Source organism: Acinetobacter sp. L-24, from assembly GCF_056857555.1.
The window spans coordinates 15,210-32,272 of the sequence record NZ_JBSXNI010000027.1 but is presented as its reverse complement, the minus strand read 5'-3'; the positions used below and the strand labels follow the sequence as shown (position 1 = coordinate 32,272).

General features: G+C 44.0%; 17 protein-coding genes and 1 pseudogene. 4 read left to right on the top strand and 14 right to left on the bottom strand.

Features of this window, described 5'->3' with window-relative positions; translation table 11 throughout:
* The first annotated feature begins 24 nt into the window (after nt 1-24).
* Together AC13CK_RS02840 and AC13CK_RS02835 are read left to right on the top strand one after the other, a co-directional pair.
* Complete coding sequence (locus AC13CK_RS02840) at nt 25-1,464, top strand: spinster family MFS transporter (RefSeq protein ID WP_005247166.1); 1,440 nt, start codon at nt 25-27, stop codon at nt 1,462-1,464.
* A gap of 185 nt (nt 1,465-1,649) precedes the next feature.
* Complete coding sequence (locus AC13CK_RS02835; protein ID WP_005251039.1) at nt 1,650-2,585, top strand: tRNA-dihydrouridine synthase; 936 nt, start codon at nt 1,650-1,652, stop codon at nt 2,583-2,585.
* A 54-nt stretch (nt 2,586-2,639) separates the two neighbouring features.
* On the opposite strand, the gene AC13CK_RS02830 is transcribed toward AC13CK_RS02835, so the two are convergent.
* The 4 genes from AC13CK_RS02830 to rpe form a co-directional block, all read right to left on the bottom strand.
* Nucleotides 2,640-3,302, bottom strand: a complete 663-nt coding sequence (locus AC13CK_RS02830) for a nuclease-related domain-containing protein (protein ID WP_164542799.1) — start codon at nt 3,300-3,302, stop codon at nt 2,640-2,642.
* Nucleotides 3,303-3,336: 34 nt separating this feature from the next.
* Nucleotides 3,337-3,819 carry a methylated-DNA--[protein]-cysteine S-methyltransferase gene (locus AC13CK_RS02825; protein WP_005247169.1) on the bottom strand — a complete coding sequence of 161 codons (483 nt, stop codon included), beginning with the start codon at nt 3,817-3,819 and terminating at the stop codon, nt 3,337-3,339.
* A gap of 73 nt (nt 3,820-3,892) precedes the next feature.
* On the bottom strand, nt 3,893-4,210 hold the full coding sequence (locus AC13CK_RS02820; RefSeq protein ID WP_004279177.1) for a DMT family transporter: 318 nt from the start codon (nt 4,208-4,210) through the stop codon (nt 3,893-3,895).
* Nucleotides 4,211-4,838: 628 nt separating this feature from the next.
* Nucleotides 4,839-5,525, bottom strand: a complete 687-nt coding sequence (gene rpe, locus AC13CK_RS02815; protein ID WP_004279174.1) for a ribulose-phosphate 3-epimerase — start codon at nt 5,523-5,525, stop codon at nt 4,839-4,841.
* A 168-nt stretch (nt 5,526-5,693) separates the two neighbouring features.
* Between rpe and AC13CK_RS02810 the strand changes: the two genes are divergently transcribed.
* Nucleotides 5,694-5,972 (top strand): DUF2218 domain-containing protein, encoded by a 279-nt coding sequence (locus AC13CK_RS02810; protein WP_425879986.1) that lies wholly within the window; start codon nt 5,694-5,696, stop codon nt 5,970-5,972.
* A 44-nt stretch (nt 5,973-6,016) separates the two neighbouring features.
* Here the strand turns inward: AC13CK_RS02810 and AC13CK_RS02805 are convergent, their stop codons facing one another.
* The 9 genes and pseudogenes from AC13CK_RS02805 to AC13CK_RS02765 form a co-directional block, all read right to left on the bottom strand.
* Nucleotides 6,017-7,156, bottom strand: a complete 1,140-nt coding sequence (locus AC13CK_RS02805; RefSeq protein ID WP_482830933.1) for a M48 family metallopeptidase — start codon at nt 7,154-7,156, stop codon at nt 6,017-6,019.
* An 11-nt stretch (nt 7,157-7,167) separates the two neighbouring features.
* A pseudogene (locus AC13CK_RS02800) lies at nt 7,168-8,261 on the bottom strand (YjgN family protein).
* 120 nt (nt 8,262-8,381) lie between these two features.
* Nucleotides 8,382-9,218, bottom strand: a complete 837-nt coding sequence (fghA, locus tag AC13CK_RS02795; protein WP_425879983.1) for an S-formylglutathione hydrolase — start codon at nt 9,216-9,218, stop codon at nt 8,382-8,384.
* 43 nt (nt 9,219-9,261) lie between these two features.
* Complete coding sequence (locus AC13CK_RS02790) at nt 9,262-10,644, bottom strand: C13 family peptidase (protein WP_004279169.1); 1,383 nt, start codon at nt 10,642-10,644, stop codon at nt 9,262-9,264.
* A gap of 120 nt (nt 10,645-10,764) precedes the next feature.
* On the bottom strand, nt 10,765-11,586 hold the full coding sequence (locus tag AC13CK_RS02785; protein ID WP_425879982.1) for a class I SAM-dependent methyltransferase: 822 nt from the start codon (nt 11,584-11,586) through the stop codon (nt 10,765-10,767).
* A complete protein-coding gene (locus AC13CK_RS02780; protein WP_004279167.1) occupies nt 11,580-12,404 on the bottom strand; it encodes an undecaprenyl-diphosphate phosphatase in 825 nt (274 codons plus the stop codon). Before AC13CK_RS02780 ends, AC13CK_RS02785 begins: the two co-directional genes overlap by 7 nt.
* A 16-nt stretch (nt 12,405-12,420) precedes the next feature.
* Nucleotides 12,421-13,086 (bottom strand): tRNA (adenosine(37)-N6)-threonylcarbamoyltransferase complex dimerization subunit type 1 TsaB, encoded by a 666-nt coding sequence (gene tsaB / locus AC13CK_RS02775; RefSeq protein WP_374952227.1) that lies wholly within the window; start codon nt 13,084-13,086, stop codon nt 12,421-12,423.
* A gap of 136 nt (nt 13,087-13,222) precedes the next feature.
* Nucleotides 13,223-13,750 carry a gamma carbonic anhydrase family protein gene (locus AC13CK_RS02770; protein ID WP_374952841.1) on the bottom strand — a complete coding sequence of 176 codons (528 nt, stop codon included), beginning with the start codon at nt 13,748-13,750 and terminating at the stop codon, nt 13,223-13,225.
* A 24-nt stretch (nt 13,751-13,774) separates the two neighbouring features.
* The gene (locus AC13CK_RS02765) at nt 13,775-14,383 is read right to left on the bottom strand and encodes an NUDIX hydrolase (protein ID WP_004279164.1); all 609 of its coding nucleotides are present in this window, start codon (nt 14,381-14,383) and stop codon (nt 13,775-13,777) included.
* Between the two features lie 123 nt (nt 14,384-14,506).
* Between AC13CK_RS02765 and AC13CK_RS02760 the strand changes: the two genes are divergently transcribed.
* The gene (locus AC13CK_RS02760; protein WP_161785319.1) at nt 14,507-15,055 is read left to right on the top strand and encodes an NUDIX hydrolase; all 549 of its coding nucleotides are present in this window, start codon (nt 14,507-14,509) and stop codon (nt 15,053-15,055) included.
* Between the two features lie 59 nt (nt 15,056-15,114).
* Here the strand turns inward: AC13CK_RS02760 and filF are convergent, their stop codons facing one another.
* Nucleotides 15,115-17,046 (bottom strand): putative pilus system protein FilF, encoded by a 1,932-nt coding sequence (gene filF, locus AC13CK_RS02755; protein WP_482830932.1) that lies wholly within the window; start codon nt 17,044-17,046, stop codon nt 15,115-15,117.
* Nucleotides 17,047-17,063 lie beyond the last annotated feature (17 nt).

Genomic DNA, 17,063 nt, shown 5'->3' with positions numbered 1-17,063 from the left:
CAAACGATCAGCACAGGATGTTGCATGATGAATGATAAATCGCTGAACCTAGAAATGGTTGAAAGGACGATTCAACCAACAAATCAAAATTTTGAGCCTACACCGACAGAAACGGCTGTGCCGCTGTCTGAACAGATTGAACCGCCACCGGAAAGCAGCACCTATCAATGGTATGTGGTGGTCATTTGTATGGTGGCTTACATTCTGTCATTTGTAGACCGTCAAATTTTATCGCTCATGATTGAACCGATTAAAGCCGATTTAATGCTGAGCGATACTCAGTTTAGTCTGTTACAGGGTCTGGCCTTCTCCTTATTTTATGCCATTATGGGCTTGCCCATTGCCGCATTGGCGGATCAAAAGTCACGGATTAAAATTATTGCAACCGGGATTGCATTCTGGAGTCTCGCTACAGCGGCTTGTGGCCTCAGTAAAAACTTTATTCAAATGTTTATTGCACGTCTGAGTGTGGGTGCCGGTGAAGCTGCGCTTTCCCCTGCCTTTTATTCAATCGTTGCCGATTTATTTCCGAAAGATAAATTAGGCCGTGCACTCGGTGTATATGCGATTGGTGCCTTTATTGGTTCGGGCCTAGCTTTCCTGATTGGCGGCTATGTGATTGGCCTGCTAAAAGATGTCAGCTTCGTAGCCTTACCCCTCATTGGTGAAGTGAAAACCTGGCAACTTACCTTTATGATTGTGGGTCTTCCAGGCGTATTACTAGCCCTACTCATGGTGCTGACGGTGCGTGAACCTGCACGTAAGGGTATGAAAGTCGATCAGGATGGCCAGGTCATTAAAGCCTCTTTCAAAAATTCGATTGGTTTTATCAAGACACATAAAAAGACCTTCTTCTGTCATTTTATTGGCTTTTCTTTTTACACCATGATGCTGTATTCGCTGCTGGGCTGGGCACCTGCCTATTACATGCGTAATTTCGGTCTGGATGCGAGTCAAACCGGTTATATCCTCGGTACGATTATTCTAGTCGCGAATACTTCGGGTGCCTTATTCTGTGGCTGGTTGATCGACTTCTTCTCGAAACGTGGCTATAGCGATGCTGCAATTCGTACCGGTGCGATTGGCTGTGCAGCGCTGATTATTCCGAGTGTGCTGTTCACTCAGGTCGATAATATGCAGCTTTCATTTGCGCTGATTTTTGTGGCGATGTTCTTCTCCACTTTCCCGATTCCTGCATCGGCTGCTGCTACGCAAATGCTGACACCAAACCAGCTACGCGCACAGGTATCTGCCAAGTTCCTGCTGGTTTCAAACCTGATTGCCTTAGGCGTCGGAACCACCGCTGTGGCATTAATCACGGATAAATATTTCCAGAATACCTTAATGGTTGGTAACTCGATCTCGATCGTCAATGCGATTGCCGGATTGATTGGTTGCTTCCTGTTGTACAAGGGCTGTCAGTATTATCGTGAGAGTATGAAAGTCGAGAAACTGGCTGATTAAAATGGCTGGATATCGCTAAATCATCCTAAGCTTCACTTTTAAAGGCCTTTAATCCACATTAAAGGCCTTTTTATATCAGCCCAAAAAGTTCAATTTTCAGGTACTCATCATTCAATTCCGATCCAGCCTAGACAGGCTGCCTAAAAAAACGTATAACACCGTTTTAAATTTACAGGTGTGCACCGTTGAAACTTGTGCTTGCTCCCATGGAAGGCTTAACCGATCCGATTATGCGTGATGTGCTGACATCCGTAGGTAGCTTTGACTGGTGTGTGACCGAGTTTATCCGTGTCACCGATTCCCTTCTGCCCGATCATATTTATCATACTTACTGCCCGGAACTGTTGAATGATGGCAAGACGGCGGCAGGTACACCGGTACATGTCCAATTCTTAGGAAATAATCCGGAGATGCTAGCAGCGAATGCCGCCAAAGTGGCAGCCATGGGCGCACCGGCAATTGACATGAATTTTGGCTGTCCGGCCAAAACCGTGAACCGTCATCGTGGTGGTTCAGTCCTGCTCGATGAACCCGAAGTCGTGCATGAGCTGGTTAAAGCCGTGCGTGATGCAGTGCCTGCGCATATTCCGGTTTCCGCCAAAATGCGTCTGGGTTATATGGACCGTAATTTCATGCTGGAAAATGCCCATGCCATTGAAGATGCAGGAGCAGCATGGGTTACCGTGCATGCGCGCACCAAAGCCGATGGCTATACTCCGCCCGCATTCTGGGACCAGCTACAACCGATTCGTGAGACACTTAAGATCAATGTGATCGCCAATGGTGAAATCTGGAACAATGCCGATGCCAAACAGTGCCGTCTGGAATCCGGTTGCGAAGATCTGATGATTGGCCGTGGTGCAGTGACTACACCCGACCTGACCCAATGTATCCGTCAAAACTCGGATGCACCTTTGATGAACTGGAATGAACTACTGCAACTACAAATTCGTTTTATCAACGGCCCAGCCAAAACTGAGATCGGGATGGTCGGCCGTTACAAGCAATGGCTGGGCATGATGTCGAAACATTATCCTGAAGCCAAAGCCTTATGGGACGAAGTGAAACGGATTAAAGTTCTGGCCGAGATTACCGAAAAACTGAAAGCTTCAAATATTTAAAACCAAAAAGCCTTTGAATGATTCACAGGCTTTTTTTATGAGTCCGTAAAAAACTTATGACTGCTTATGCTGCTTTAAATTTTCTACGTGTTCCCGATTAGTTTTCCAGGATTTTTCTAAAACTTCTTTTTCTAACCGCAGTTGTATCCGTTTTAATTTCGTTTCAGAAATCATCTGCTGATCAAAACTTTTCACATAGTCGATCCAGCCTGCACCCCGAAATACATGATTTGGCATCGGTGTTTTAAACACAGCATCCGGCATAAATACAATCACAGAATGCAAAAGGTCTGGTTCCACAATATCTGCCAGTAGCTGCTCCAATACTTTGATGTGCTTATAGTTCTGATGAATCGGATTCTGAAATTTATAACTGTTTTTATAGATTTTCTGGGTCCAGGTTTTTTGTCGCTCGTTTCCAAATATCCAGCCTTTATAGTTTTTAGTCTCAATCACAAATATTCCGTAAGGACTTAATAACAGATGATCGATCTGCGTGGTCGCGCCTGTCCCGTCTGGAAGAGTCAAATCATTGAGCAGAATATATTGAAGATCTTTTAAATACAGTTTGACATGGGCAGCAACCGCAAATTCTCCTAATTTCCCTTTTAAAAATGGCTTGAATAATTTAAAAATCATCACGCCAAAGAAAAGCAGAAGAATCCACCCTAAGCTGGACCAAAATGGACTTAATAGCTGTATGGTAGAATGTTCCATATTCTAATTTTCATTTGTTTTAAGTGTTTAAATATTAATGCGTTCGCTCAATATTTAACAGGATTTCTTTTTTATCCAAACCACCGGCAAATCCTACCAGCTTGCCACTGCGACCAATCACCCGATGACAGGGTGCAATAATCGAAATCGGGTTTTTGCCATTGGCTGCACCCACGGCGCGTACTGCCTTGATATTACCCACCTGTTCAGCAATGTCACGATAGCTTCGGGTCTGTCCGTAGGGAATATTCAGTAGCGCCTGCCAAACTTTTTTCTGAAAATCAGTACCGGCAAAGTCCAAAGGCAGGTCAAAAACATTGCGCTGACCGGCAAAATATTCTTGGAGCTGGCGTCTGGTTTCAATCAAGACCGGATGTCGCGGATCTTCAACCAAGGTCGCCAGTTTCACCCGATTCGGCTGTTCACAATCCCAAAGCACGGCTACCAGCGCGGTTTCATTCGCGACCAGCTGTAGCTGACCTACAGGCGAGTCCATATAAAGATAACTTAAGTTCATGATGGTGCCCTGTCCCAATCACTGGAGTTCATTTTCTATATTAACCCAGTTCACCGAGACAGACAGAAACAAATTATGAAGAGGATACTTTCATCAGTACCAGACCGGAAATGATGAGTACGGCAGCCAGCATACGCAATGCTGTAGCAGGTTCACCCAGAACCCAAATACCGATGAGAAATGAACCCACTGCACCAATCCCGGTCCAGATCGTATAGGCTGTACCTAGCGGCAAAGTACGCATCGCATAAGCCAGCAAAGCAAAACTCAGTACCATGAAAACAATAGTAATGATACTGGGGGTTAAACGAGTAAATCCTTCGGACAGCTTCATCGAATATGCCCACACGATTTCAAAAATACCCGCAAGAATAAGTACGATCCAGGCCATGCAGCCCTCCTCTTTTTATATAAGAATCAGGCCATCCTGACGATTTTTCCTGTAAATTCCGACACGCAATTCACAAGGGAGGTCGTTCCTCCTAGGTGTAAAAATTTTATAAAACCACATTGCAGTAATCTGGCTATTTTTACAAAAAATGACTTATCGAGATACAACTTAACTTTGCCTTACTCAAATCTCCACGACATTCATGGCTACTCTGGTTATGGTAGATGTTGAAAATGCCAAGTCAGAAATAGTTCTAATAATCGGGCAATTCATTCACAACAATTACATGAGAATGGACTCAGAATATTAAGTTATACACATCAATTAAATTTAAACTTTGTCTGGAGAAATTACATAATGAAACACAAATATACGACACATTGATCACTTTTTGCCTGGTTCCATTATCAACCTATGGTGAATAAACAACCACCGAACACAAGGGTTATAAACAATAAAAAAGAACCCAATTTGAGTTCTTTTTATACAAATTTTGTCTAAATCGCAATCAATCAAGCTACAAACGATTACATTTTATGCAACATATCCATATGGTTATCAACATAGATATCTACACACTTATCCATAAAGTTATCCACATATTTATGCACTTATGAGTTTTTAACGATTAGAGTTGAACCTGCCCTACTCTCGCTAATTCCGCACGCATTTCATCAATCACAGCTTTATAATCCGGCTTACCAAAAATAGCTGAACCCGCCACAAACATATCGGCACCCGCTTCGGCAATTTCACGAATATTGCTTGGCGTAACGCCGCCATCAACTTCCAAACGAATATCACGACCTGAAGCATCAATCAGTTTGCGTGCCTGACGCAATTTATCCAAAGTCATTGGAATAAATTTCTGTCCGCCAAAGCCCGGGTTCACGCTCATGAGCAGGATTTGATCGACTTTATCCAGCACATAATCCAAGTAATGCAATGGTGTTGCCGGATTAAATACCAGCCCCGCTTTTGCACCACCTGATTTGATCAACTGTAAAGAACGGTCAATATGATCAGAAGCTTCTGGATGAAAAGTAATGATATCAGCACCCGCTTCAAGGAAATCCCCGATCATGCGATCCACAGGTTTGACCATCAAATGCACATCAATTGGCGCCTTGATCCCATAATTTTTTAAGGCCTTGCAAACACCTGCACCAAAAGTCAGGTTCGGTACATAATGGTTGTCCATGACATCAAAATGGACAACGTCTGCACCTGCTTCCAACACGTTCTCGACTTCTTCACCTAAACGGGCAAAGTCAGCAGATAAAATAGAAGGGGCAATTAAATAAGGCTTGGACATGGGAGAACCTGGCTTGTTGAAATTGGATTTTTCCTATTATATCAAATCCGCTCCGGCTACTGTGATTCGATGTTGCAAGATTAAAACGCTGTGTAACGCTTTGAGGGTTATGACAGCATCACCGCTTGGTTTAAAGTGCAGGATAATGATGAATAGTGTAGAAAACTGATGAAAAGTATTGCCCATATCCAGACGCATCAAGCTTCACGAATTGCCAAACGCCTGGCCAATCACTGGACACATAAATTTAATATTGATGAAACCGAACAAAATTTCCTGATTCATTTTCCAGGTGCAGAAGTAAGTCTGACACCCGAGGCAGATCATATTACCGTAACGATTCAAAGTAATGATGAATCCACTGACCTGAATAAACTTGAAAATGTAGTACTGGATCATCTGATCCGTATGGGACAGGAAAATCTGACTGCTAACTGGCAAAGATAGGGACTAAAAAGCCTTGATAATCAAAGCATAGTAATGATCAGAAACTAGATACGATGATTCGCCTGTTCATTAAAGGCATGAATACGCTCAATTCTTTTATCCAGTTCGGGGTGAGATTTCAGATATTTTTTAAACTTCCCGATCAGGCGAATCCATTTCAGTTCGGTTTCTGTCAGGTGTCGGTCTTTTCCATCGATATTGAGAGTGAAATTTTTCATTTTTATGGTTTGCGATTCCTCTGCCAGTATTCTGGCATTTTCCACCCGCTGCAAAAAGTTAGACAAGTGAATACTGGAAATCTGCTGTTGATGCAAATGCTGCATGGCATAGTCATCGGCATCCAGTTCAATCGCTTGTGAGTATCCAGCATCAGTCAACACGACTACAGAGGCTGTGACCACATCACTTAAATCTCCGGTCACCAAGGCAAACAGTCCCGCCGCCCCCAGATTGGAAATCACTTTTTGCATGCTGTGCTTCTGTACCAGATGGCCTTGTTCATGGGCCAGTACGGCAAGGACTTCCTCATCGGTGCCGCTGATTTTCACCAGTTCATCGGTCACAATAATGGTGTTATTCGGGATGGCTGCGGCATTCATGCCCATGCTTGATCCACCTTGACGGAAAATAATTTTTGCAGGTTTTCCTACAGCAATCTTTTGTTCATACAAAGTTTTTAATCGCATCTGCTGTTCTTCCGGTAGTGTACTTGGTTGGGTCTGGGCAATTAACTGCTGCTCTGTCCGGTTGCCTACTTCAACCAGAGTCTGCTCCGGAAGGAGTTTTGCCAGCTGTTTGGCGCTATAAGGAATCCCCCATTTTAAAATCATAATCACTGCACTAATCACGATGATCATGGAAAAGAAAATCAGGATTGGTGAACGTTCAAATTTCCAGATCGCATGATAAATATCTTTATGTTTAATCCCGAGCCAATGCGGCGCTTTGCTTAAAAACTCAATCCGACGTTCTTCAGATAGCTCAATAATCGGTTTACGACCACCGACACCCCCAATGTAGGCCATGTCCGGATAAGCAAAATAAAAATCTGCATCGCTAACTTGTGCTGGAACATCCTCATCAAGTTTCAGGGCAATCCCTTGTTGCTGATCCGGTACAATCCAGGCACGGCGGGCTTCAGCGAGAATTCCGTCATAAAACTTAACTTCGACAGGTCGTTTCATCACATTTACTCCTATAGCGATGCATCGAAATCAAATACGTCCAGGATTTCATCAGCCAAAGCACTCGGGTCAGGTTGCAAGATATGCTCAAGATTAGCTTCATCTTCTGCTACATAGAGTTCCAGATGGTTCAACTGATATTCATATAAACGGATGGCAGCCCAAGGCGTCATTAAGCCCAGACTAAGAACACGTACCATCCAGTTGCTCAGCACAATCCAGCTATAACGCCAGGTGCTTACCCGTGTTTTGAAGTAACTTTGACCAAGCTCCACATGATTCCATGTAATGATATATAAACGTGCAGAAATGACCGGCCAGACCAGCGCCAGGCAAAGCAGATAGCTAAGCAGTAAACCCAGACTAAACAAATTGGTCCCTATCCGGTCTACCCAGTACACCACTGCTGCAAGCCAATACCAACCAGCAGGCAAAGACTCAAGGGCAGATAAACGGCAGACATAAACTTGGACCAGTTAATATTCAGCTTGAATTGCAGCTGACCAATCGATAAATGATTAAAGCAATAGCGTTTGTAGAGCCAGATCATCACCGGACTAAACAGCAGCAAAGTAAAGATATTGATCAGGATGGCCAGAAATAAGACCCTGTAAGCCTCGCGGTTGCTGCCATTAAAATAAAAGCGCACATTGCCATATTTGCTATTTCGGGCCTTGAATTTCAGGGTCATCCGAATGAGCCAGGGCAAACACAGCGCAGCGACCATCAATAAAGAGCTGGTAGCAAGGATTGAATAGTTGGTCAGTACGACGGTAACCAGATATAGTTCCAGTGCAAACAGACGACCCAGCAGGATCCGGCTCGGCATGGCCACAAAGTCGAAGCGATGTTTTAAAAATTGGGTATTGCCGTAGAAATAACGCATACGGCGTGCTTTGGCCCAAGGGCTGTACAAGGTCAATGTCACTATAGTCAGCATCAGATTCACCATCCAGATACCAAAATATTCGGATGCACTGCCATGAAATCTGAATCCATAACGCTGGTATTTCGGTCTGACCGAAGGCGTGACTTCAGTCGAAAAACTTGAAGCAGCTGGAAATAATGGCTCACTGACACGAATACCGTCTGCTGTCTGCTGCATGACGACCCCAATTTTTTATACTTTTATACATCTGATATTAAAAGAAAAACCCCCAGAATGTAAAAACATTTTGGAGGTTTTTTAATCTTCTTAAATCTGCTGTATAAGTGCAGTCTTGCTTTAAGGATTTAACTGCACGGCATGGAATTGTAAATGATCATCTATGAAACTTTGAATAAAGTAATAGCCATGATCATAGCCCTGATGTTCACGCAAAGTGAGCGGCTGGTTCACGGTATCACAAGCTTGCTGAAACAGGGCTGGATTGAGCTGGTTATAGAACTGGTCTGAAAAACCCTGATCAATCAGGATATCGCCAAACAATGCCCCCTTTTCCTGAACCAAAGCGGTCGCATCATGTTTCAGCCATTCTTTTTTTTCAGTACCTAGATAATTTGAGAATGCTTTGTCTCCCCAAGGACACTGGCTCGGGGCACAAATCGGTGCAAAGGCTGAAACAGATTTGAATTTTTCTGGATATTTAAATGCCAGGGTCAATGCGCCATGACCACCCATACTGTGGCCGAAGATACCGATCTTGCCGGGATGGATCACGAATTCCTCAGTGACCAATGCATAAAGCTCATCGACAATGAAGCTTTCCATCTGATAGTGTTCAGCCCACGGTGCCTGAGTGGCATTAATATAAAAACCCGCACCCTGACCAATATCCCAGTTGTCGCCTTCTGCCACACCTTCGCCACGTGGCGAAGTATCCGGTGTTATCAGAATCAAGCCAAGCTGTGCCGCCAAACGCTGTGCATGCGCCTTGATGGCAAAAGTTTCTTCGGTACAGGTCAAACCCGCCAGATAGAATAATGCAGGACAGCTGTGACCTTCTAAAGCTTGAGGCGGCAGAAAAATGCCAAACTTGGTCGGGGTTTTAAGATAGCGCGAATCAAAACGATAAATCCGCTGTTCACCTTCAAAGCTTCTATTGTTCTGTATAAGTTCCATGGCTATTCCTTATTATTACAACCGGTCTGTGGATGACATTGATCTAGGGAGATGATGTCGCCGTAGTGGTCTGTGGAAATAAACGTTGCTCCAGTTGTGGCAACATCAATTCCATATTCTTACCGATGACCCATTGCGGTTCTGATGGCTCAAAACCTTGAGCTGATTCCCATTTTGCTACGGTATCTGTGGCCTGTGCGAAAGCGCTTTGCAAGCTGCTATTTTCACGCATGGCTTCATCAAAGAACGCACGACCAAAATAGGTATAATCCGCTTCATTCGAACAGCCAAAAGACTGCCGATCAGCTGCCGAAGCCGTAATCACCAAGGTATTGTCATTCTGTAAAGCAGAAGCAAAACTGCCTGAAAAACAGGCCGAGATTACGATCACGCGCCAACGTATGCCTGATGCATCTAGTGTTTCACGCAACCATTTTGGATCAACCTGCGCCAGATCCAGTGGGGCATTTTCCATTTCAAATACATTCGGCAAACCGTGAGAGGTCATATATAAAAATAATACGTCACTTTCACGGTTCATCTGCTGCCCCATACGGCGCAATGTCAGCTCCATACTGGTTTTGGAAGCAATCGGCATAGTGGTACGTGTCGCTGGGTGATTGACCAAGGCAATCGATCGGCCAAAAGTACCAAAACGGGTATCAAACTGCTCTTTAATCCGCTCAACTTCAGAATGGAATACATCCTGATAGCTCGCTCCAGCTACTCCCATGAAATACCAGTGTGACTGTGCAAATTCACCATACTCGATATTTTCCAGCGCTTTATTCAGCAAAGTTGGCTGGGCATAGAAAGCATCTTCGGCAAAACTCGGTGGAATTTCTTCGACTTTCCAGATCGGCTGATCTTTGACTGAAATCTGCCAAACTACTAGCGTAAACAAAGTCGCCAGCATAATCAGCGCACGTTCCCACCACGGCCATTTTAATTCATGTGAAATCACCCAGACCACTGCCAGACTTTGCCAGACAAACAGCATGACAAAGAGCGTTGGAATATAGTCGTAAAGGATATAAGGCAGATAATCCAGATCACCCAGATACTGAATCAGACACTGGAACAGCATGATATGGGTATCTAACACCAACCATAACAAGGCTGGCACCAGCATCAAGCGTGGATTATTGACCCGTTGCGACAGAAAAATACCGACAATCAGGGCAATGAAAGGCCAAAGCGCATAACTGATCAGGCCTTGAGAGTTAAAATCTCCCATACGGCCTGAACTGAGCCAGCTAAACAAACTGTTGGCGCAGCCCCCTAAGATCCCCCAGAACACCAGTTGCATGATGGATGGACGGACCAGTTGTAAAGAACGCCTCGACCCCAGAAATAACCACATCCCGGCAATTTGGTTGCTCTTAAAATCGTGCCAAAAATTAATGGAGGGTTTAAAGTCGATCATAGGATTTCAAGGAGATGAGTGGCTCGCTAATGTGCTGAATAAGTTTATGCTTGATAAGCATTTAATCAATGCTAATTTTAAATATATAACAAATCTTTGCTTAATAAAGAAGCCATTATCCTATTCAGCTACAAGTTCATGCTGAAAATACGCATCAAAGCGACAAGCATCGCCTTGCCATTGATGATTTGGCTCTTTTCCGGCCAGAAATACCGCCAGACGCGGACGTTTGACCACGACACGTTTGCCAATTTTCTGTGCCAGTTCCAGAAGATTATCGCCCAGATCCATTTCACCATCTTCAGGCAATAACATATGCAACAGCTGCATCTGTTTTTTGACCTGTGCCTGCTTCTTGACTGCCTGTTGATTTTGATCCCGCTGTGGGAACATTGGATCAAGATAAACCACATCGACAATGTGATGCTGCTGAGCCTGTTGCTGCAGATAATCGGCTGAATCAGAAAAGACCAAATGAATCCGCGATACGATCTGACTCAGGAATGTGTCCGCTTGTGCACGCATATGGGTATCTTCAAGCAAGGTGAATAGAACCGGATGCCGTTCAACCAAGGTCACTTGCGCACCTAAATGTGCCATCAACAGACTGTCATGTCCCAGACCCGCAGTCGCATCAACCAAGCTTGGTTTTTCACTTAAATTACAGGCGCGTGCAATCATTTCCGATTTCAAAGATGCGCGTTTTAAGCGTCCGGTTTCCGCTTGCCAGTCCGGTTGCATCTTCATGCCGTTGGCACATAACCAGAGTCCGTCAGCATCGGCACAAAGGGCCAGTTCAGGATTTAAACGGAAAAAACGTGCATTGAGTTTTTCAACAATTTCAATCTCGACCTGTACCCCACGAGAAGAAAGCACAGCCTCGAAGTGCTGTGCTTTCTCTTGATAGTCAGATTCGGCATATAAGCGAATCGCGCTTACCATAATTTCCAACCTGTATAGGCAAATAATAAAATCAGCAGACCCGAAGCAATACGATACCAGGCAAAGATCATAAAGTCGCGTTTAGCCACATAAGCGACCAGCGCACGGATTAATATCAATGCCGAGATAAAGGAAACCAGAAGCCCAACTCCGATCACGGTCCAGTCTTCAGTCGTATTTAACACATCATAGCTTTGATAAAGGTCCAGCAGGCCAGCGCCGATAATGACCGGAATACCCAAGAAAAATGAAAATTCAGTCGCTGCCTTACGGGACACACCCAAAAACATCGCGCCGATAATAGTTGCACCTGAACGGGAAGTTCCCGGTATCAAGGATAAAACCTGAATCAGGCCAATCCAGATCGCATCTCTAATGCTGAGTTCTTCAACTTCATGTACACGGACTTGTGGTGGATTCTTTTCAATCCAGATAATGATCAAACCGCCGACAATCAAACCAATGGCAATTGCAATATCATTAAATAGTAATTGTTTGACGGTTTGTCCCAGCGTCAGACCAATCAATATAATCGGAATAGAAGCCAGAATCAGGCCAATGCCTAAACGGCGACCTTGCGGTTCACCGCTGACAATCCCGGTCGCTGCCCCCCAAAGACGTGCCCAATATTCATAAATAACGGCAGCAATTGCCCCCATCTGGATCGCAATGACGAATACATCACTCTTTTCCTTGGTCCAGAAATTCATTAATTCTGATGCCAAAATCAAATGACCGGTACTGGAAATAGGCAAAAACTCGGTAATGCCTTCGATAATACCCATGATGGCCGCTTTGAGTAGCAGTAAAAGATCCATGCTTTATCCTAATTAATTATGCTTTGCCTTGTTCTGGAATTTTTTTCCACGCGTTATCGCGTAAATATACGGGTAATGCCAATTCTGCACTCACCCAGTTTTCTGCTTGTGCCGCTGCACGTGCAATGCTGGCGATATCCTGTGCGGTCGCATGCACATCTTTATAAATTGAAGTTTCGCTTTGTACCAGTTCAGCGCCTGAGCCCACCGGGGTAAAGCGTACAGCTTGGCTGCCTTCTGCATAACTTAACAGTTGCTCATCATCAACCGGTTGCATAATTCCTTGTGCATCCACTTGATAGCTCGAGATATAGACTTCGCTCATGCGGGCATCCAATACCGCAGACACTTCCTTGAGGCCGTGTAAACGATAGGCTGCCTGTGCCAAAGCCTGCAAAGTTGACACCGGAATCACCGGCACATCATTTGACCAGGCCAAGGCCTGAGTCACGGCAGCATTAATACGCACACCGCTAAAAGAACCCGGACCACGACTAAAGGCAATCGCAGTCAAATCAGCAATGGCCAGTCCAAGAGCTTGCAGACCTTGTTCAATCATCGGGAGAATCGTTTGCGTTTGTGCCTTGGCGCGCGCATCAAGCTGAAAAAATAGTTCTTGAGTATCATCGATTACAGAGACGGAACACTGCTCATTGGCAGTCTCCAATGCCAGCACTTTCATGCACAACCTTAATTCAGAGAATATAAAAAACGCGGATATGATACTCCACTCATATCCGCTACGCGAGATTTTCCCGAAACAGATACAAAAATGCCTAGAAAATCTAGGCTTATGATTCAATCAATAAAAGAGTGCCTTAGAGTTGCACTTCTTCCAAGTCCTGAAATTTCTGAAAATGCTCGGCATAATGCATGGCGCTCATTGTTAATTTTTGAATACTGTCATCATCCAGCGTTTTCACCACTTTACCGGGTGAGCCCATCACCACAGAATTGTCTGGAATGACCTTGCCTTCTGGAATCAAGGCATTGGCACCAATAATACAATTCTTGCCAATCACGGCATGGTTCAAAATGACAGCCTGAATCCCGATCAGGCTGTTATCTCCAATGGTACAGCCATGCAGCATAGCCTGATGCCCAATTGTCACATAATTGCCAATATTCATCTCGATACCGGCATCCGTATGCAGTACTGCATTTTCCTGCACATTGCTAAAGTCACCCAATTTAATTTTACTGTTATCTGCACGTACTACGGCACCGAACCAGATACTGACCTGCCGCCCAAGTTCAACTTTCCCAATCACTGTTGCCGTTGGTGCCACCCAGCCATCCCAGGGCTGATGTATAGCGGTGGGCATATGTCCTTGAAATTTGTACAACATTGATAAAATCCTATTCAATGGTTAAAAAAATTTGGAGCGTTTAAACGTTGGAGAATTAAGCAAGAATGGCCAGTCTTTTTTATAATCCAGCCCATATTGAAATAAAGAAATCAGCATACGTGCGGTCAATCCCCAGACCACTTCATTTTCTACCCGCATACTCGGAAAATATAAAGATTGCTGGGCAAAACGAACTTCATAAGGCGTGGGCGTCACTTCAAGCAAATGCTGCAATGAAGCAAAGAAAATCCGGTCAATTTCCGTCGGTTGTGGAATCAGCTTCACTTGCGGAGGAATCAGTCCCACAATCGGTTTGACCAGCATGCCATTGCGGGCTTTTTGCATGGGTAAATCACCCATTAAATGCACATCAAAAGGATTGAGTGCCGTTTCCTCATAGGCTTCCCTTAAAGCCACCACAATATTACTGGTATCTTGTGGATCGCGCTTGCCACCTGGAAATGAGACTTCTCCGGCATGATTATTCAAATAAGCTGAACGGCGCGTCAGCAATACTTTCGGGTCAGCTTCATCTGTAATTGCAATTAACACGGCAGCATGCGCAGATCGAATACGCTTGGAAAAACGTAAGCGTTGCTGCAACCTTTGTGTCAATTCACATGCATCCATTCTTTCAACTCTGACGATGATCATAATTTCATCATAGCTGATTTTAGTCGGGGCGGGAGAGAAATGATGCCAAATTTTAGTTTTTCAGTTATCCTGAGCATACTTTTATCATTGATGATGAATATGAACTTCTGTGTGAATTGTGGACATAAAACCACTGCTAAAATTCCTTTGGGCGATCAGCAAATTCGCAGCGTATGTGATTCATGCGGCTCTATTCATTACATTAATCCGAAAGTAATTTGTGGTGCTTTAGTCTTATTCGAAAACAAAGTACTGTTATGCCGTCGTGCCATTGAACCACGCTACGGCTTATGGACTTTACCTGCCGGCTATATGGAACTGTTTGAAACCATGGAGCAAGGGGCTGCACGGGAAACCCGTGAAGAAGCCGAAGCTGAAGTAGATATTGAACAGTTGTACTGTATGTATAACATTCCGCGTATTGGTCAGATTTATGTGCTATTTAAAGCCAATCTGATTGATGGAAAATTTGGTGCGGGTGAAGAGACCATCGAAACACGTTTATTTGATGAAGCAGATATTCCCTGGACCGAACTTGCCTTCCCGAGTGTAGAACATACTCTCAGACATTATTTTGAAGACCGTAAAAATAATATTTTTCCAATGCATCTGGAAACCTTAGGCACGCGTCTAGACCATACCGGTTAAATTTAACATCCATAAAAAAAACCCATACTAAGATGGGTTTTTTTTATTTTTAAAGAATATTATTTGGCTTTGACTTGATAGCAATCCGCAAGCTTAAACTCAACCGAACCACCGTTTAATTTTGCTAGGCTAATATCTGCCGGTGTTTCACCCTCATTGTTATTATTATAAACTTTTTGAAAACTGGCATAGGTATTGGCCCATTGTACTCCATCACCTGCCGAATTCAGGAAAGTTACACGCCCATTCTGGCCGACATTAGTATCTAACACATTAGACAAATTGAGCAGTGCACCACCGATCACAATCGAATCCCTAGAATCCGGTGAAGACTGGATGCGCGAGTCTACCCCTACCAATGCGCCATTAATATTACCAAACTTTTCATTGGCCAAAATCAGGCGCATGGAAACCGCTTTATCAGCGACAAATGCACGTCCCAAAGTCCCGAGGCGATATTGTTGTATGCCTTGATGATCTAAGAGCGTATCTGCCAACACATCACCTTGACAGCCATTCACCGGATCAGTCGCGAAATTACTAGAGGATTGCATATTGGTGCGTACATCACCATTACTGTCAATTACAATTCCTAAAGTAATTGGGCTGACAGTGGTATCTGTAAATTTAAATTCCAGATTGGCATACATTGGGAAAATGTATTTCTCCCCATCCGCGACGTTCTGCGCTGTTTTAAAGACCTGACGATCCAGATAACTAATTGGGAAAATCTTATATAGATCAACGCTTCCCGTATAGTTTTCACCATCAGCCTGCAAACGCCACAACCCCAAGTTGGCTTGATCGGAAGTATCCAGCGATTTTTTGTCAGTCACCACTTTATAGAAAGCTTCTTTACCCGCGATCACATAATCATTCAATAATCTGCCTTGATACAACTCAAGCGGAGTCACATTATTTGCGACATTCAGGCGGTAAGGCGTGTTAATGGCTTTACTGGTTGGATGAATCCATGAACTTTGTGGATCAGCGGTCATTTGTACCGGTTTCACCTTACGGATGAGTTGAGCATTAATCCCCCCTAAGGAAGATAAATTTTCTTTAGCCAGAGTTAACTCATTATCACGCCATTGTAAGCCGCTGCCAAAGGTATAGCCCTGGCGATTGGTAATCAGCATAAAATGGCCAAATAAATATTTAGTATTCTTATTCTTAATATCACAAGGGTTTTGATTACAGCCCACCAGTCCATCTGAACCCGTCAGGTTACTTCCAATCACGCCTGAAGTTGAGAATAATGAAAATTCTGGCTGATACACGGCTGCGTTGGCAATCGTCACCAGCTTTTTAACTGTGGCAAAAGCCACCTCATCCGAAATTGTGCTGATATCAACAAAATCTTTAATTTTGGTCGCCAAATCGGCATCCATCAAATTGATATTCTCACTGGTTTTCGCCAGGTCTTTACGCATCTCTTCAGTAATATACAAAGGTTGTACATCAGATGGATTAATAATACGCCCTTCTTCTAGCGCCAAAGCTTGCAGAATTTTAACCAGACGCATGGCCACCTGAACGGTAGGATCATTAGGCACCAAATCAGCTACCGGACGTCGAGTAATCCCAGTTGCAATATCGATTACACTTAAACGCGGCAGCTGGGTCTGGGCACTAAAACTAGCATAATCGCTGAGTTTAATTTGACCTAAATTAATCTTGCGCGAAGCAAAACTTTGAATATAAAACTCAATATTATCCCTCTTTTGACAGGTTCCAGAAGCAACCCCATTTTTACTGTCAAATAACGTAATAAAGGTATTTTCTGTATCGCTACTACAGTTAAAGTTCAAACCATCGAGCGGATATTCCAGCCCCCATTCCACACAGTTCGTTGTACCTGGGGTACAAGTACCATTGGTCGTGGCTTCATCGTTTTTTTCTGGAATGACATTGGCACTTTCCCCACCACACCCGCTCAGTGCCGTTAAAAGTGTGGTTAAAGCAAATGGAAATAATATTTTATTTTTCATCTTTTTATACTCGAATA